This window comes from Metasolibacillus meyeri, assembly GCF_003049505.1.
GTDB lineage: Bacteria > Bacillota > Bacilli > Bacillales_A > Planococcaceae > Metasolibacillus > Metasolibacillus meyeri.
Genome location: NZ_PYWN01000001.1, coordinates 30,789 through 48,966, shown reverse-complemented (window position 1 = coordinate 48,966; position 18,178 = coordinate 30,789). Strand labels below are relative to the sequence as shown.

At 38.3% G+C, this 18,178-nt stretch carries 21 protein-coding genes; 2 read left to right on the top strand and 19 right to left on the bottom strand.

What is annotated here, in order from left to right; genetic code table 11:
* Nucleotides 1-2: 2 nt before the first annotated feature.
* The 7 genes from C9J34_RS00260 to C9J34_RS00230 form a co-directional block, all read right to left on the bottom strand.
* Entirely contained in the window at nt 3-536 is a 534-nt protein-coding gene (locus C9J34_RS00260; protein ID WP_107837842.1) for a phage tail protein, read from the bottom strand.
* 14 nt (nt 537-550) lie between these two features.
* Nucleotides 551-1,051, bottom strand: coding sequence for a phage tail protein (locus C9J34_RS00255; protein ID WP_107837841.1), 501 nt, complete (start codon nt 1,049-1,051; stop codon nt 551-553).
* Nucleotides 1,052-1,067: 16 nt separating this feature from the next.
* A complete protein-coding gene (locus tag C9J34_RS00250; RefSeq protein WP_107837840.1) occupies nt 1,068-1,580 on the bottom strand; it encodes a phage tail protein in 513 nt (170 codons plus the stop codon).
* Nucleotides 1,580-2,071 carry a GNAT family N-acetyltransferase gene (locus C9J34_RS00245; protein ID WP_193768834.1) on the bottom strand — a complete coding sequence of 164 codons (492 nt, stop codon included), beginning with the start codon at nt 2,069-2,071 and terminating at the stop codon, nt 1,580-1,582. Before C9J34_RS00245 ends, C9J34_RS00250 begins: the two co-directional genes overlap by 1 nt.
* Before the next feature lie 167 nt (nt 2,072-2,238).
* Nucleotides 2,239-3,444, bottom strand: a complete 1,206-nt coding sequence (locus tag C9J34_RS00240; protein ID WP_107837838.1) for an amidohydrolase — start codon at nt 3,442-3,444, stop codon at nt 2,239-2,241.
* A gap of 1 nt (nt 3,445) precedes the next feature.
* Nucleotides 3,446-4,663 carry an amidohydrolase family protein gene (locus C9J34_RS00235; protein ID WP_107837837.1) on the bottom strand — a complete coding sequence of 406 codons (1,218 nt, stop codon included), beginning with the start codon at nt 4,661-4,663 and terminating at the stop codon, nt 3,446-3,448.
* A 4-nt stretch (nt 4,664-4,667) separates the two neighbouring features.
* On the bottom strand, nt 4,668-5,336 hold the full coding sequence (locus C9J34_RS00230) for an ankyrin repeat domain-containing protein (RefSeq protein WP_193768833.1): 669 nt from the start codon (nt 5,334-5,336) through the stop codon (nt 4,668-4,670).
* Nucleotides 5,337-5,493: 157 nt separating this feature from the next.
* Here C9J34_RS00230 and C9J34_RS00225 point away from each other — a divergent pair, with 157 nt between their 5' ends.
* Nucleotides 5,494-6,375, top strand: a complete 882-nt coding sequence (locus C9J34_RS00225) for a LysR family transcriptional regulator (protein ID WP_107837836.1) — start codon at nt 5,494-5,496, stop codon at nt 6,373-6,375.
* A gap of 242 nt (nt 6,376-6,617) precedes the next feature.
* Here C9J34_RS00225 and C9J34_RS00220 read toward each other — a convergent pair whose 3' ends face one another.
* From C9J34_RS00220 to C9J34_RS00175, 10 genes are all read right to left on the bottom strand, one after another.
* On the bottom strand, nt 6,618-7,316 hold the full coding sequence (locus C9J34_RS00220) for a DUF2225 domain-containing protein (protein WP_107837853.1): 699 nt from the start codon (nt 7,314-7,316) through the stop codon (nt 6,618-6,620).
* Between the two features lie 410 nt (nt 7,317-7,726).
* Nucleotides 7,727-8,446, bottom strand: a complete 720-nt coding sequence (locus C9J34_RS00215) for a KDGP aldolase (RefSeq protein ID WP_107837835.1) — start codon at nt 8,444-8,446, stop codon at nt 7,727-7,729.
* A 5-nt stretch (nt 8,447-8,451) separates the two neighbouring features.
* Entirely contained in the window at nt 8,452-9,555 is a 1,104-nt protein-coding gene (locus C9J34_RS00210; protein WP_107837834.1) for a DgaE family pyridoxal phosphate-dependent ammonia lyase, read from the bottom strand.
* 10 nt (nt 9,556-9,565) lie between these two features.
* The gene (locus C9J34_RS00205) at nt 9,566-10,240 is read right to left on the bottom strand and encodes a DUF4310 family protein (RefSeq protein ID WP_107837833.1); all 675 of its coding nucleotides are present in this window, start codon (nt 10,238-10,240) and stop codon (nt 9,566-9,568) included.
* A gap of 3 nt (nt 10,241-10,243) precedes the next feature.
* Nucleotides 10,244-11,029, bottom strand: coding sequence for a DUF4311 domain-containing protein (locus tag C9J34_RS00200; RefSeq protein WP_107837832.1), 786 nt, complete (start codon nt 11,027-11,029; stop codon nt 10,244-10,246).
* Between the two features lie 11 nt (nt 11,030-11,040).
* Nucleotides 11,041-11,388, bottom strand: a complete 348-nt coding sequence (locus tag C9J34_RS00195) for a DUF4312 family protein (protein WP_107837831.1) — start codon at nt 11,386-11,388, stop codon at nt 11,041-11,043.
* Nucleotides 11,389-11,394: 6 nt separating this feature from the next.
* Nucleotides 11,395-11,754 (bottom strand): glycine-rich SFCGS family protein, encoded by a 360-nt coding sequence (locus C9J34_RS00190; protein ID WP_107837830.1) that lies wholly within the window; start codon nt 11,752-11,754, stop codon nt 11,395-11,397.
* A 12-nt stretch (nt 11,755-11,766) separates the two neighbouring features.
* A complete protein-coding gene (locus C9J34_RS00185; protein ID WP_107837829.1) occupies nt 11,767-12,099 on the bottom strand; it encodes a hypothetical protein in 333 nt (110 codons plus the stop codon).
* Complete coding sequence (locus C9J34_RS00180) at nt 12,096-13,220, bottom strand: amidohydrolase/deacetylase family metallohydrolase (protein WP_193768832.1); 1,125 nt, start codon at nt 13,218-13,220, stop codon at nt 12,096-12,098. The genes C9J34_RS00185 and C9J34_RS00180 overlap by 4 nt, the downstream gene beginning before the upstream one ends.
* Nucleotides 13,221-13,231: 11 nt before the next feature.
* Nucleotides 13,232-15,073 carry a BglG family transcription antiterminator gene (locus C9J34_RS00175; RefSeq protein ID WP_107837827.1) on the bottom strand — a complete coding sequence of 614 codons (1,842 nt, stop codon included), beginning with the start codon at nt 15,071-15,073 and terminating at the stop codon, nt 13,232-13,234.
* Between the two features lie 605 nt (nt 15,074-15,678).
* Between C9J34_RS00175 and C9J34_RS00170 the strand changes: the two genes are divergently transcribed.
* Complete coding sequence (locus C9J34_RS00170; RefSeq protein ID WP_107837826.1) at nt 15,679-16,179, top strand: hypothetical protein; 501 nt, start codon at nt 15,679-15,681, stop codon at nt 16,177-16,179.
* An 848-nt stretch (nt 16,180-17,027) separates the two neighbouring features.
* Here the strand turns inward: C9J34_RS00170 and C9J34_RS00160 are convergent.
* Complete coding sequence (locus C9J34_RS00160; protein WP_107837824.1) at nt 17,028-17,477, bottom strand: hypothetical protein; 450 nt, start codon at nt 17,475-17,477, stop codon at nt 17,028-17,030.
* A gap of 217 nt (nt 17,478-17,694) precedes the next feature.
* Nucleotides 17,695-18,129, bottom strand: coding sequence for a GNAT family N-acetyltransferase (locus C9J34_RS00155; protein ID WP_107837823.1), 435 nt, complete (start codon nt 18,127-18,129; stop codon nt 17,695-17,697).
* Between the last annotated feature and the right edge of the window lie 49 nt (nt 18,130-18,178).

The window sequence follows — 18,178 nt, the reverse complement described above, 5'->3', positions numbered from 1 at the left end:
ATTTATGGTCGAGCAGGATATTCCCCATCATCTATACAAATAATAAAATTCATTGCTAAAAATGGCTGTCTATTATTATGCGCTTGGTTACTACCTTGTGGTTGAAGTGCTAACGGGTTCATCGCACTTGGATTACTGAAATTCACATAGGGTTTACTTCCTGTATTGGCTGGCTCACTCCCCCAAATCGCGTTTGTTGGATTATCTATTCCTCCGGCAAAAGTCGATGAACCCTGTGCAATATGCGTATGATTAGGCATCTGATATACTTCCAGTGTCACTTCGCCTTCACCAACCTGCTCTCCTATAGTTCTTTCCGTTAACCCTGAGCCTTGCCCAAAATGCATTGGTGCGCGTCCCCTTAAATCAGGTAGCCGAAAGGTTGTTTGGCCATCTCCACCATATATCATGCCAAGAATGCTGTACAATGCTGGATTTTGTGAAATAGGAAGTAAAGTCCCATCACATAAAGCCCATCCTCTTGGCGCAAAGTTTCCTGCAAAAATACGAATTTCTCCAATATATGCATCCGCCATTTATTTTTCCCTCCTTAGTTTCTTGATGGATAAATTCCGCTTGTTGCAATACAGAAAGACAGAGCTAAATATGGTTGCATATTATTATGCGCAGCGCTCTGCCCAGCACTTGATAAAGCCGTCCCATTCATTGTCACGTTGCCACTCTGTGCATAAATGCTTTCATCACTCACTGTTCCCCATGTATTATTTTGAGGTGATGCTTGCGTAGCATTTGCTGTGTCTGCATAGGCTGTATGTGTATGTTGAGGCATTTCATTTACAGTCAATGTATGTGTCGCCTCACCGCCTGCTGTGCCATAGTTAATGCCTGCCCCTTGATGTACAGGTACTCTCCCTTGCAAATTAGGAAGTGCAAAAGTTGTTCGTCCATCCCCTCCATAAGTAGCACCTAATAATGAATAAAGAGCTTGATTTACATTTATCGGTAATAGTTGACCGTTACAAGGCAACCACCCCTTTGGTATTCGATTAAAAGCAAATAAACGTATTTCTCCTAAAAATGGTTCTGCCATTTTACTCATCCTCCTTTCAATTTTCTGTAGGGAATATCCCCCATTTTGCAATAATAAAATTGACAGCAAGTGATGGCATTATATTATTATGTGCTTGATTGCCACCCACTGGCGCTATTACACTCGTATTCATTGCTACCAGATTGCTTGTAGCATTTGCTTGATAATTTGTTACACTTGATACTCCCCATACATTATTTGCAGGTGAGCTTTCTGTTGCCGCTGTTAGTGTATTATTTGCAATTACGCTATGCGTGTGGCTTGGTAACTGATTTTGTATTAATGTAATAGACTCAGTTCCTCCCATACTTCCAAGGGGATAATTGCTACTTATATGAAGTGGTAATCGCCCTCTTAAATCAGGTAAAGCAAAATTTGTCTGTCCATCTCCACCATAGGTCGTGCCAAGCAGCACGTATAAAGCTTCATGCTCCGTTATTGATAATAGCTGCCCATTACAAAATTCCCATCCAACTGGCGCATACTGACCACTGAACATTCGAATTTCTCCTACATACGCTTCTGCCATTATTTATTCTCCTCCCTTTTTTCATTCCATTGCATCTCCACATATAATTCGTCTACACCTATCTGTTTAAAGCCCAATCGCTCATATAATTGCTTTGCGGGATTTGTCCTCAGCACCTTCAAACACAGTGGCTTCTCATCTTGTGTCACCATTTGCTGCAATCGCTTTAATACTGTCGTGCCTATTCCCTTTCCTTGATAGTTAGGCAGTATTGACAGGTCGATAAGATGTAAATATTGTTGTAAATCCTCAATTATGCATCTTCCTACCGCATTATTTTCAAATAAAATGAGCCACTGACTAGCTTGTGGGAATTGTTGGCTGTATGATGCTTGCTGTGCCTGCCATTGCATTGTTAAAAATGTATTTTGTTGCTCCTCTGTCCACCCCCACTTATCCACCTCTTGCTTTCTAGTCGAAGCATAAATTGTGAATAAAAAGGGTATATCTTCTTGTGAAATAGTTTTTAATTTTAATTGCTTTATAATCACCACCCCTTTCTTTATTTCCCAAAAAATGTTTATCCACAAATGATTATATAAAGCAAAGGTTAAAATTAGGTTAAATAATAATAAAAAATCCAAGAAATCATAAAAAAATCTTCACAACAACAAAAAAACGCTGTAAAAGCCTGATATCAGCTTTTACAGCGTTTTTTTCAATCTGTCACTATATTCCCTTTATATATTGTTGTCATTCGCTGCGATGTTCTTGCAATTGCTTCCGCAGAGCATGACGCTTCGACAAGTACCATATTGGCTAAATCTCCTATTTTTGGCCAAGCTTGTTGTCCTTTATTATCAAGTGGCTTGATGCCTCCTGTAATAAATTGCAGTGTTTCTGCTAATGCACGCTCATGCGACCATCTTGAAAGCTGTGCCAGACGACCTGCACGCTCTAAAATATCGCCATTGCCAAACGGTGACCATGAGTCAAAAATATTATCACAGCCTACCGCAACATTGACACCTTTTTTATGCAATAAGCCGACAGGTGGGAAATTGCGTCCGATTGGAGCACTTGTAATAATTGTCATACCCGCCTTTGCTAAAATATCCGCCATTCCCTCAGCCTGAGCTGAAGATATATCACCAAGCGCAAATGCATGGCTTACTGCTACTTTACCTTGTAAATCCGCCTCTACCGTTAATTCGGCCAAACGTTTTATCGTAAAAATACCTAGCTGGTCTGCATCGTGTAAATGTAAATCAATACCTGCATTGCCTTCTACCGCAAGCTCCACCATCTGCTGCAATGAACGTTCAATATCACCATCCACCATTGCTGGATCTACACCGCCGACTAATCCTGCACCTTGTCGCAGCGCTTCTCGCACTAGCTGTTTTGCCTCTGTACGCAGCAAACCATGCTGTGGAAATGCCACAATTTCATTCGATAGCCTTTTGTCAAATGTTTGGAGCGCCTTTTGTACCTGCTCTAAATTTTTTAAGCCGACTTCTGGGTAAATATCAACATGTGTACGAACATGTGTCACACCGTACTGTGAATAGCGAGTAAGCAACGTTTCTGCGCGCTCCTGTGTCGTTGTGCGTAATGTAGGTAATGCTGTTTTTTCCACTTCAAAACGTTGGAAAATATCTTTCGCCGGTGTGATAGCACGCCAATCATCACCGAGTAATGTTTTATCTAAATGACAGTGCTTTTCTACAAAGGAAGGTAATACTAATAAATTTTTGGCATCCTTTTGTGGTAAATTATCTGTTAAACGTTCCGTTGCAGGCACAATTTTTGCAATAACCTCATCCTTTATCAATAAATGAAAGTTTGCCGTTTTCGTGCCAATGATCGTTTCATCGTCCATTTCATAGCCTGTTTCTAATCGTGCATTCGTTAACCAATACATATTACCACTCCTCCCTAACAACAAAATCACCTTGATAAACAACAGCCGCGCGCTTGCTTCTACGAGCTACCGCTTCTGCCGAACAACTCGCCTTTACCAAGACAAAATTTGCTACGTCCCCAACACTTGGCCAAATGCGCTGTCCATCTGCATTTAATGGTGTAATACCACCTGTGATATAACCTAAAGTTTGTCCCAATGAACGCTCATCACTTAATCGGAAACGCTCTGCTAAAGTACTTGCCTTTTCTAAGCTATCCCCTTTACCAAAGGGTGACCAATGATCGACAATACTATCGTCCCCAAGAAATACCTCGACCCCTTTTTCCTTTAACATAGGTATTGGAATCGTCTGCCCTAAAGGTACCGATGAAGCGATTGAAATACGCTGTTGCGCTAATATTTCTGCTACTTCACTCGCCTCTGCTAAAGGAATATCCGCAAGGGCTAACGCATGGCTAATCGTTACACGTCCTTGCCATCCCGCTTCTTCTGTCAATGCTGCTAAGCGTTTAAATGTATAAATACCTAAATGGCCCCCATCATGGATATGTAAATCAATATCTGCATTTGCCTCTACCGCAATATCCATCACTGTTTGCAAAGAACGTTCCACATCACCGTCCATTGTTGCAGGGTCTACACCACCAACGAGTGCAGCACCATTTTTCATTGCTTCTCTTACAAGAGCTACGGAATCGCTACGCAATAAGCCATGCTGTGGAAATGCCACAATTTCAACAAACGTCTTATTTTTATAATTGTCAACGGCACGCAATGTTGCCTCTAAATTTTTTAAGCCAATCGTAGGGTCGATATTGACATGTGAACGAATATGCGTGGTGCCTGCGCTTAATAGTAAATCAAGCAACTTTTCGGCTCGTTGCTGTGCCACAGGTAGTAGGCGTGGTAATAGCTCCTGCTCTTCTTCGATACGTGTGATAATCCCTTTTGTAGGAATAGAAGGTGCTTTCCAAGCGCCTCCATAATAAGTTTTATCAAGATGAATATGCATATCCCGAAATGATGGAAGCATTAAACAATTTTTAGCATCATGCTGCGGCAAATTCGTTACCAAAGGCTCACTTGCTGCCATTATCTCCTGTATTTTCCCATCCTCTATACGCAAATGATAAAGTCCTGTTTTCGTTGCCACTACTGTATTATTTTCATAATAATAGCCTTGCTCTAAGCGGGCATTCGTTAGCCAATAATTCATTTTGTCACTCTCCTGCTGCTGTTAATATTTTCTCAATTTCTGTAAAACCTAGCTTACGGGCATGCTCTAGCGGTGTGATACCTTGCGCATCTGCAATATGAATATCTGCTCCATGCTCAATAAGCAATTGAACGATTTGCTGATGACGCTTACCACCATCTCCTAAAATGACCGCTTCCATTAACGCTGTCCAATGCAAATTATTAATATGGTTAACATTCGTATCACTATTTTCAAGTAACTCCTTGACAACCTCTACGTGTCCACGCTCAGCTGCTGGAATAATAGCAATCCCACCGAAGCGATTCTTAATCGTTGTATCTGCCCCTGCTTCAATCGCCAGCTTGACAATGGACAAATAGCCCGATGCCCCTGCATACAATAGGACATTATTTAGCTGTTTATCACGAATATTAATATCCGCACCACGCTCAATTAATCGTTTTACTATTTCTACTTCGTTGTTATATGTCGCTGCCATAACAGCAGTTCTTCCATTCGTATCTATCGCATTAATATTGACGCCTGCATCTATCAAAGCTAACGTCTCTTCGATATTCCCTTGCTCCGCATATTTAATCATTTGCTGCTCCAACGTCTCCACCTGCTTTTCTTCAATTTGTCCCTTAAGCTCGTATGTGACTACTTCTTTTTGTTGACATGCAGTCAGCATAATAAATGATGCTAGTACAATCGCCTGTGTTCGAATGATTGCGATAACCTCCTTTTATTTTTCTTAACAAATATGCTAGCATGGAATGAACTATATGAAAAATATTAAAAAAATTAATTTTACTTAAGATTTAGCTATATCTGAGGGGAGACGTATGATGGATATTCGACAATTACGCTATTTTATTGCCATTGTAGAGGAGCAACAAATTTCAGCCGCTGCTGAAAGACTTCACATATCCCAGCCGCCACTAAGCCAGCATTTAAAGGCGATGGAGCAGGAGCTTGATACAAAATTAATTGAACGCAACGGGCGCTTTTTTGAAGTAACAGAAGCAGGAAAAACATTATATAAATATGCTTTGCAAATGAATCAGCTAATGGAGGAAGCACAGTCAGAAGTGCGGGAAATTGGAAATGGTAGTAGTGGTACTTTGAAAGTGGGCGTAAATACATTATCCGTTTTAAAGCTTAGTGATGTACTACAGCAATTTACACAGCTCTATCCAAATGTGACATACAAAATTCAACAAAATGAATCTGCTCATTTATGTCAGCTTGTACGAGAGCGCCATGTTGAGCTGGCCTTTATTCGACTTCCATTAGAGCTTGAGGACTTTTCCGTCGTCCATCTTTATACAGAGCCATTTTATTTTATTACTGCACAAAAGCGAGTTTTCCAAACTAAAGAAATTTCCTTAAGCGATATTAACAATGAATCACTTATTTTACCGAGCACAGAAGGCTTAGGCCTGCATTATTTAATTTGGGAGGCCTTCTCTCGCCAGCAAATTCAACCGACGATTATTAGCGAATGCTCTGATATTACGCTACTGCTCAAGCTAGTTGAGGCACATTTCGGTACAGCGATTGTACCTGAAACTGTATTAAGACAGCATTATTTAAGTAACATCTACGCCTATAAAATTGACAGTAGTGCTCTCACTTCATCCATCGGCCTTATTTGGCTGAAAAATCATTATTTATCTAAAACTGCACAAAATTTTGTGGATTTGTTTAAATTAAATGGTCTTCACTAGCATTTAAAATACAAATAGCTGATAAGAAAAGCAAAACTTTTCCTATCAGCTATTTTCGCTTAAAATCAATTACTCCACGACATCTAGCGCAATTAAAGCAGATGTGCAAATTACAAGAGTAAATGCATTACTCCCTAATTAGATCTACGCTTTTGTACAAAGCCTATACTCATGCTTAATACATAACTACTGAATCACTCCATTTAGGTTGTAAAACTGTGAGAAAGCAAATAAACGCTTTCTCACAGCCTTGGCGATTCCTCAATATTCATTTCTATACTGGGGGGCTGTTCATCATAGCGATAGTTTTCCCAACGGTTTTTGGAGAATTTACGATATTTGGCTGAAACACGTTGGTCTGTGATTAAACGAGAAAAACTTTTCTTCGCTTCTGGGATATCACCTAGCCGTAAACTCAATTCTGCATATAAATATTGGATGCGTTCACTCGCTTCTTGATTGACCGCAAATGACTTACTAAAAAAATCTCTTGCCGCTAAAAGATAACGTGTCTCTGATTCCACATCATTTTTCAGTCGATAGAGCCATGCAATTTTTAAAGCAAAATTAGCCATAATTAATGCTTCTTCCATTGATGCTCGGCATACGAGATAAGCTAATTTAAAACTAATAATCGCCTCGTCAATTGTACGTTCACCACAGTAATTCATTGGCTTCTGCAACTCTTTAATATATAACTCTTCGATTAATTGCATAAAAGGTCCGTACGTGCGTGTCATAGATTTATGATAAGCATATCCGCAGTGAGGGCAAACCGCTACTTCATATAACATTGGATTTAACCCTTCGTAAACAGGCATAAAATCACTATGTTCTTCCATCACTTTATAGCGGTTAGGGCGCACTTTATATGTGGTAAAATGCTTTTTACAAAACTTGCAATCTATATGACTATCATAGTAATAAGCGTTAAATGCCACATCCATCATCCCCTTCTTTTGTTACATATAGTATAATAAAAAATCGTTCAAATTATTTAACTCATTTCTTTATATTTTAACAAGTATAAGCGAATTGGTATACTACTTTAGTATTGGTAACTACAAAAATATTATGAATTTTTCAATTCTTTCAGACAAATATATATAACAAAGGACTATTTTACCATTTAATAGTCCCGATTAATGGATTATCACCATACATAACCTTTGATTTTTTCTGCTTAACTATAAATTTCCTCACTGAAAACAAAAGTGGCTGTCTGAAAAGATTATATCTTTTCGGACAGCCTTGGACATATGAAATATTAATCAAAATATATGCTATTTGCTACTTCACTTTCGGTGTAATAAACCTTGCAGTCTCAAAATAACTTTTTAGACAGCTCTTATTAATCCCACTGCATGACAAGTAACTGCTGAATTTTGCTTACTTCTGTTTTACCTGTTTCCTTATCAATTAAAGATGTATAAAGGTGAGGAATGACCGTTTCAGCACCATTATCTAAACAAGTTTTCACAATCGAATGGACGTTTTCCACCGTAATACCACCTGTTGGCTCGAAAATTTTCAAGCCTGCCTTTGTAGCAGCCTGTGCCATCGCAGCAACTTCATCTAATCTTTTTTCACCTTCAATCGGGTAGAACTTCACGGAATGTACGCCAATTTCTGCTAGCATATTGGCCGCCATTTCACAGGAAACAGCTTCACGGTTAGCTGAGCTAATTGGTCCTGTGGAGATATACACTTTTCCTACAGTACCTGTTGGTTCAATCACGGCATTGACAACAGGCTTTTCTGCCAATTGCTCCATACGCCCTAGCGTATAGCCTGCTGCTGGGAAAATTTGATTGATGTGATCAGGCTTTGTCACAGCACTTACATTGGCTACCTTTTTCCACATTGCTGGGTCAGCCGCACCTAAACCTACAGAAACTAATACCCCGTTCTCTTGGAAGGATTGCACTTGCTGAATTGCGGCTTCTTCTGTCGGAAAATCCTTCACCATTACACCGACTAACACGCGCTGTCCTGCTACATCTGTTAATTCCTTTGCATTTTCTGCATCCTTTGCGAGTACATTAAAAATCACTTTATGCTGCAAATTCAATTTACTCACTCTCCTTTGACAATTCGAATAATTTCGTCAGCAATAATATCCTCCTGCCCCTCTAATAACGGACGGGGATCTACAGATAAAATACCGACATTGACGTAATGATGACGTAAATAAATAGCTGGATTACCTACTTCTAATAAATGCAACAGCTTTTCTGCTGAAATACCCGCCCTCTGCTCATCAACTTGAATTTGTGCACGATAAATCTCTCTTCCTGCTTCATCTTGCTTGATGGAACAAGCAAGGCCTGCTATCGCTTCAAGTCGGTTACATAAATGAGTCATACGTGCGATTTGTTGCTCCCCATTAGATGTTCGCAGTGGATATTGACGCAATGCTGTAATTAATCCTGCCATTGCTTCTTTGCCAACCTTCATTGGACGACCAACACCTTTATACTGCATCCGACATGCTTCCATCCATTCTTTTTTGCCACAAATCAAGCCTGATGTTGGTCCTTCTAATGCTTTACCACCGCTGTAAATAACGATATCTGCGCCCATCGTGATATATTTTTGAAAATCCTCCTCTGCTGCCGCATCAATAATAAATGGTAGCCCATTGCGCTGTGCGACTTCCATCATCACTTCGATGGATTGCATTCCCTTTTGCACAGCATGATGGGATTTAACATATAATAATGCGGCTGTGTTCTCCGTAATCGCTTGCTCCATATGCGCTTGTTCCACTTTATTCGCTTGCCCTACTTCAACAACATGACCTCCACCAATTTGAATCATTTGCTCAATGCTTGCTCCAAAATGAACAAGCTGCCCTTTTTGCACAATAATTTCATTGCGTAACCCTGCTGTATTTGGGATACGCTCAATCAGCGATAAATTTTCACCTGCAATGACAGCCGCTGTTGAAATAGCAATCCCTGCTGCTGCACCGCATGTTGGACAACCATCCTCAGCACCTGTGCTTTCAGCAATAACCTTTCCTGTAAACTCCATTAACTCATCAATATCGACATAATCTTGTGCAGCATCCTTTAAAGCTTGTGCAATCTCATCTGTCACTGCTGATGCACCAAGTGCTGTCATTTTACCGCTTGCATTAATAATTTCACGCAAGCCTAATTGTTTAAAAATACCCATAGTACACACCTCAACTAAGTGAAATTGGGAAGAACGCACCGAACAGCATTGCACCAAGAATCGCGCCACCTGCTACCGGCTTCTTCCATGCATAGAAAAGCGCTGCGCCAATAATTGAACCAATACCGATTGGAATTGAGGCGCTTGCTGCTGAAATAACAATTAATGGTCCCAAAAAACGCCCAGAAGTATTTCCTGCCCCCATCATAATATCTGCACCAAAAGTTGAATTTGATTGCCCTACTGTAAATTTCCGAACACCGATAATAATGTAGCCAATTGCAATCCCTAAAGCACCACCAGTTATTAATGATAGCGTAAAGGATTCCAGTGGTGCTGTAATACCTGCACCTAATAATAACGCTGGCACACCAATTCCAATACCCGTTTGCAAAGAACCACCAATATCTAAAATACCAACTAACGAACCTTCTAAAATACGAGCAAATAAAAAGCTTGCACCAAACGCAGCCGCAGCACCGTAGCCTGCTCCTTGTAGCCCTGCCTCCAGCATCGCGACAATCGCCACATCATTAAATGCACCGATACGGTATTCATAATACATATGTGTTCCAGCAAAAATGCCTGCTGATAGAAGTGCTACAAAAATAGGAAACGACCAATCCGCATACCAAAAGTTTTTATTATACAAAGTCTCTGTCGCTGTTTCTTGTTGATTTGTCATAAGCTACTTCACCTCAAATCCAATTAGTTTGTGTAAATCAATTAACCAGCCCGGTGCTTCCAAATTAAAGCTTCTAATCATTTGAATATCGAAGCCTCGGAAAAATGCACTTAATACGAATAATAAAATAACCGATATTAGCAACGTTTTCGTCACCTTTGACCAACCGCTATCATCTACACCTTTACCAATTAAAATCCCTAATACAATACCGGGCACAGCATTGCCCATCACTAAATGGGCTGCACCACCAAAAATTGTCCCCCATACACCAGAGCGTTTCCCTGCATCTAATGCTGCCAGCCAGAAAATAACAGGCATCACAGGATTAATTAATAAATTGGCTGCTGGTACAAGTACCTTAATCGCAATTGCCTGTAAAGATTCTGGGATTGTAGATGCTGTAGAATTCAGAAATGTCACAACTACTACTCCAACAACCGCACCGGCAATCGCCATTTTCTTCGGATTATGCAACGTATCTTCGGGGCGCTTGCCCTTCCTCATTAAAATCGCTGCAGCCCAGTTAGGAATAATCCGATGGTCTACATCCTGTGTAAATGCCCCTGCTGCTACAGAAGATGCCCAAGCATTAAAGAAGAAGCCTAAACCAAATGAAAAATGTGAAGCTGCATCCCCTGCACAAGCATTTAACTCACCTAATGTCCGAAAAGCACCCATCCCCTGTACTTTCGGTGCATGAAACATCCTTGCTGCCCCTGCCCCTACACCGAAGCCAACGAGTGCTCCGATAATAATGGACTTGATCACAATTTCAACAAACTCCATACAACCACCCCTTATTTATTTAGTTGATTACCTAACAACATGTTGCGCATAGTATTCGCTACTTCTGTTTTATCAAAAGCGATTTCCTCCGCATCCAGCAGAAAAACATTGACTTCTACCTCCAACACAACCTGATATTTACTGCGCTGTCTTGGGAAAAAGAATAGTAAGAAGCGCTCGGTATAAGCTGTCTCTTTTGCTTCAATAACAGATACATCAATTGGCTCAATTCTGAGAATTAAGCCTTTATAGCTCGACATAATCTTCTTTTGGATACTTCCTAACGCTTTGTTAATCGCTAACTCCTTTGATTGTCCAGTTCCTTCGACCTGTACTTTTGCTTGAAACGTTTTTTTCATCTCACATCACCCTTTGATTTTGATATATTCCTCGGTAATTCGCTTACCTAATTCCTCCACGTCCATAAAACCAAAGCCTAATACACGCTTACCGTCACGTAAAGCCGTGACCCCTTCATCAATGGAACGCATGCCATAATGACATGGGTAACCATACTTCGTTTGCGCTGTAATCGCGCCTGCTCCACCGCTACCGCAGAAGGAAATACCGATATCTGCATTTTCGGCTTGCATCACATCTCCTAAGCGCATATCTGCCCCCATTCCTGCAATAACAATGGCCTTGCCACCAGCAGCTTCAACTCCCTTTGCTACATTTTGCCCTTTCCCTAAGCGATCTCCAATTACAACAACAACTTGACTCATTTTATATTCCTCCTAATTATTTATTTTTGCTGCTTCAAAATGAATAGATAATAAGTATTTTTCATCCGCATGTAAATTTGGTAATAATCCACAAACAGCTACTGCTAGTTCGATTGACCCCTGTGATACTTCGCTAAACATCGTACTATCCAACGGCTGAATAGGCTCTTGATGGATTGAACGATAGAGCATCGCAGATAAATGAGATGCTAATGACAGCCACTGCGTTTCATCCATAACAATTGCTGACTTTGCCATAATGTCCTTTGTCTCTGCTAGTAACTCACGGCATTTTTTTGCATCGCCACTTCTTTCAATAATTTTCTCCATATCTAACGCTGTCATTGACGAAACACCACTCTTCCATTTCTTACGGTTATTTTTGGCTGTAATACATGATTTGCAGTTAAAACTACGCCCTCTGAATCTACTAGATTTGTTCGTTCATCCTGCAATGTAAAAATTGTTAAATCGGCCCGCGTACCATTTTGTAATGTGCCTTGCTCCGTTAAGCCGATTGCTTTTGCTGCTCGAATCGTCACAGCCCGTACTACTTCTTCTAATGTGAAACCTAACTCCAAAAGCTTGGACATTGTCAGCATTAAGCTTCCTACTGGATGATCATAATTATTCAAATAAATATCCGTACTAATTGAAAATGGCTCTGTATAGTTTTCTTTAAATTTCTGCAAAGTTTGATAGCTAAAGCTCGATGTGCCATGCCCTACATCAAATAATACGCCGCGCTGTAACGCCTCGGTCGCCTCAGCAAGCAAATACCCTTGTTCATTTAAAATGCCATGCTTTTTGCCGTGAAACGCATGTGTGACAATATCACCTTTTCCTAATAACGGAAACACTTCATTTAAATAAGGGGGCGGATTCCCAATATGCACCATAATCGGTTTATGCAATGCACCCGCAACGAATCGCGCATGCTTCAATGGCGCAATGCCCTGCTCCTTCACAACTGAGCCACTCATCCTTGCCTTCAGCCCAACAATTTGTGGCTCACGTACAAAAATTTCCGTTGCTTCCTCCACGCTCATTAAATTTGTCGGATCTGCCAATTCAGACAGCCCAGCCCCTAAGCCATCCTTCGCAATATTCAAAAATGCTAAAACCTCTGTGTCACTTTGCTGTATAACTGTTTCCTTTAATAGCTGATAGTTCGCACAACCCGAACTACCTGCGTCAACGATTGTCGTCACCCCTTGCTGGATGCCTACAAGGTCCGCTTCAATTCCTAATGTTGTTGCACCCTTGAAAACGTGGACATGTAAATCAATAAAACCTGGCGCAATGTATGCTCCCTCTGCATCAATATAGTTAATAGCTGTACCTTGCTCCAACACGTCTTTACTATCGGCTAATTTACCTTCGATAATGCCTATCTCTCTTTGTTCAATGCCCTTCTTCTCTGGATCAATGACAAATCCATTTTGAATAATCGTATAATTACTCACATGCTCACCTCCTATTTTAAATATTGTAAAAGTGCCATAAGTTCAGACCTTTGCACGGTCACTTGTAATCGTTCAAGCATTTCACTCAATTTTTGTATATCGCTATGTTGCTTATCTGTTAGCGATTGATTTGTATAAAGAAAGTCATCATATTGTTTATCAAAATAACTGCGATGCACCATTAAAAAAATATGGAATTGTAATGCTTGTTTGCGCTCTTCTTGAATATCCTCTTGAAATGCGATTGAAATTTCATGAAATATTTCAAAGCCTTTTATAATCATTTCCAAGCTCACTTGCTCATGCTCTTCATTGCCTGAACGCTGATGATGATATGGCATATTAGGCTGATAGGAAGGGCTATCTTTCATAAATGCCTTCACGTGCTCTCGGATTGCTTCAATATCTCGCTTTGTCGGAATAGCCTCTACAACAATTACAGGAATATTCGATTGAATTGGAAAAACGCTAATGATCAAATCGACTTGCTCTCGTTTGCATAACTCTTCCACTTCCATAATCGAACAGTAACCAACAATTTCAATATCTTGAATTTCCTTTTCTACCCTCGTTTTAATAAGGCGTGCAACTCCTCCACCTGTAGCACAAACATATAACCCTTGCACTTTGCGTTTTGTAGCAAATGTATTTTCATAGGAACTTAAAAAATGCAGTGCAATTAACGAAATAAAGGCATCATGATTAATAACAGCAGATAAACCGAGATGTATTTGACAAGCTTCTGTAATGTTTTTGAACAATCTAGGGTAATCTGCTTTTATTTCATCTGCAAAAGGATTTACTTCTGATACATTGAATACACCTTTGTTTAACCGTAAAGATAAATGTGCAAATAAGCGGTTAAATAATTTCGGGTCCTTGCTATAATCCATTCCTTCCTTTTTACTCACATATTGAATAACCTGATTCGTTACAATCGTTAAATCAATGCCTCTCGCATCTTTCGCAATATCACCTGATAAGTATAAAAATTCATTATGTAGCAACGGTAACTCTAGCTCTGTCAAAACATTTTCCATCAAAGCTAACATGAATAAAGAGACATCATCCGTATATAAGTTTTTATTGAGAACTCGGTAGCCATCAATGGTTTGACCCTTCTCCAAGCGCACAATAGAAATTGTCAGACGAATTAATAGCAAAATTAAATCAGATTGGTGGAATAGCTGTGCAATAACTGGTGTATATAATTTTTTTAGATGTCGCTCTGCTATTTTGAACATCGAAAGCAGCGTTGTATCCATTAAAAATTTCTGCTCCGATTCCCCTTCATTTGTCGTAATCCGTGTCATAATTTGATAAATTTCATAGTTTGTTAAATTCGTATAAATAAGATGCTCCATAAATAGTCGCATATTCAGCTCTGCGCCTATGAATCGATAACCTTTACGCTTCATCCGTTCAAGCTGTATCATCCATGGTTCAACATACTCACTCACAAAATTCATATCATTTAAAATTGTATTGCGGCTCACTTGCAAATTTTCAGCTAAAGTATTTGCTGTTATATAATCTTGACTTAAAAACAATGTTACTAAAATTCGCTGCAATCTAACGTTTTGATCAGGACTTTGCCTCCATCTCTCATCACCAAGCAACTGCTGTAATGCTTTGTTGCGCATTCGATCATCACACGTCACCCACAGTCCTTTATTTGGCTGAGCATGTACAGTAATTTGCTGAAGCTGAAACCATTGCTTCACATGCTCAAGATCATATTTAATCGTCCTTGTGCTAACAGTAAAGTCCTGCGATAAATCCTTTATTTTCATAGGTAATTTCGTTTCAAGAAGCTTAATCGCAATTTTCAGCTCTCTTTCACTCAACATCATCTCATCACCACCCCTATGAATAAAAATACTAGAAATCGCTTACATAAACTTATTTTAGTCAGTATTTTCTGAATATTAAAGACCAAATGCTTTCCCTCCAAATGGTGAAGTAATTTTCATTGAGTAAACGAAAAAGCTGTCTAAAAAGTAAGCAAGTGCTCTACTTTCTAAACAACTTTTCATTATGTATCAATGTTATAGCATTTAAAGTAAATTTACGATAGGTATATATACTGAACAATACTCCTATTGATTCACAATCACTTATCTTGACAAATGGCGAGAACCTCCCACTGATTGAAGGCTCTCTTTAGGTTTGATTATATTGAGTAAAAAATATACTTTTTCGGCAATTATTTATATGATAAAATTGAAAATAATTCGCTTTACGCTGTAATATTTCAAACATGTTGGTTATGTAAATATTGGCTATTAATTAACGTGCTTTGTAGAGGAAAATGCTTTTTATAAAACACATACTCGTTGATAGCGGTGGCTCTGACAGAAATAGTTCAAGTCTTTTATTATTAGTCTGTGGAAAGCGTCCACCCCAAGCTAATTAACACACATGATACTATTTAACGGAGCAATAGGAGGTACCATCCATGAAACCTTATATATTCAAACAAGCCTTTTGCATTATTACATTAATTATTTTTACTTATGTAACACATTCTTATATTCAAAATAAAACAATCCAAATTGAAAATAATACCCTTAAAGGCATTATTCTAGTTTTGGCGGCTGCGCTACTTCTTTTTATATGCAATCAACTTTTGTATAACTATGGTCAAAAAGAAACAAAGTTTATGCAGCATAAACTTTGGGATAAAATGTTTATTGTTATTTTCATTTGGTTAGCTATTTCATTTGTAGTATTTATTTTATTATTTTTCACTACATCGTTACAGCAAATATTTATGACACACCCGTGGATGATGCTAATTATTGTGTATTATTTCTTATTTTTTATCAACCTTTTTGTATTATCAATTATCCATCTAGCAGTAGATCGCTCCAGCAAATTGGAACGAAAATTGCTATTCACTTGGACAAGCTCCACACTGCTTGTTGCGGTTATTTTATTTATGTTTCCAACAATTTAGGGAGCTGTCATTGAGACGCCCCCTTTTCGCTACATTAAATTTCCCTTCAATTTTAATAGCAATTACATCATCAAAGGCATATAAAACTCCACATACTAAAGTATTCGCATTTTGATTTTAATAATTTATATATTTGATAACTCTTATGATTCCTATAAAAACAATTAATACCAACAGTAATTTTTTTCATAAGTTCACCTGCCTTTCAAAATAAATATCATGATATAAAGTGAACCTTCGATCAGTGGGAGTCTTATAGCCTGTTAATACGGGATAAATTCGAATTTATTCATTTACCAATTTTCATTTTAAATGCTCCACTATATTTTTCCATACAAAAAACACCCTGAAAGTTAGATTTTTACTCTAACTTTCGGAGTGCAGTACCCTTCCTACAGCCTTTTTCATAAATTCAGTGAATTCCTCTGTCTTTTTTCACTTTTTTAATCAATGCATAATATCTCGATTTATTGAATGGTTTTATAAAAATAATGGATATAGAAAGGAGCACACATAGAATTAATGAAGTATAAAAAACTACGATTATTAATTGCTTACCATGCAGATATTTAGGATACATCTGTAATATCAATGTGCTTATCAATAATACCAAAACCCATCCGGGGAGAATTTGGATAAAAAAATCAGAAGTCTTCTTTTTTGTAAAAATGAAAATAACATTAAATAAGTAATAACAACCTAGAACAAATAGTATTAAGGTTGTGGAGCTAATAATGATTGACATATTAATTTCCTCCACATCTATTATGATAAAATAAATATTGCAAATACTACCATTAAGCTATGGGCAACCACTCCTTACAAATAAGAGGGCTGCGTATAATATTTCATTTATTTTTTATTACTTTAGTGATTACTAAATCTGCAAACCAGAAATTCACACCTGGATATAAGCATATAAACATTAATTTAATTAGATAGAATTCATTGGTTAAATACTCATAAGTTAGCATGTCAGAATTCAATAAACTTAGAATAATAACAGCTACTATACAACCTGTCGCTATATGTAAAATAAGCGATACAAAGTTTTTATTTTTTATGGTCACAATAACTCTATCAATTATTATAGAGGTAGGAATACCTATTACAATAATAAATGGGGCAACATATACTAAAGAAAATACCAAAATTAGTATGAGGCTACTAACCAAAGAAAACAGTATATTGCCATGAGTGCCATGAGTGACATTCGTATCCATTACAATTACTAAAAATCCAATATTAAATATGACTATACAAGCTGTTAGGAATTTTCTTTTTAAAACATGTTTCACCGTAATATCTCCTTAAAATCGAGAAGCATTCTGTATAACACTAAAACAAAATTCCTCATTTTTCCAAAATACCGTTGTCGCAATTGATAATAAGCACACACCATATAATGATGATAAATGTTTATTGTTATTTTCGCGCTGGTTTTGTTATTGCGGGCGAATTTCACACTTGGTTGGGCGAAAAGCGCACTTCGTTGGGCGAATCCGAACTTTTTTCCTAATAAATTAACCGGTAAACAATCTCATCATCAATCACACGTCCATCTGGTTCAAAGCCGAGCTTTTCATATAACCTTCTCGCTAAGTGATTCTCTGGTTCAAAGCTTAAGTAAATGACATGGTGATTCACGTCTTTCTTAATATGTACAATTAGCTTCTCCATTGCTGCTTTGCCATAGCCTTTTCCTTGAAATTTTTCATCAATCATTAAACGATAAATCCAATATTCATGGTCATCCTCATCCATACAGTACATCACAAAGCCTACAAGCACTTCTTCTGCATAAATCGCTAGACAAATACATTCTGGATAGGCTTTTGCCTGTGCTAATGAAAATAAATTAGAAGCAACGAAATCTTTTTGTTCTTCTGCCACATTTAAATCAATAACATCCCAAAAGTTTTTTCTATCTATTTCTTTAAATTGAATCATCTTATCTCCCTCCCTTTGGAAATATTCGCTATAGTAAGAAGAATTTCCT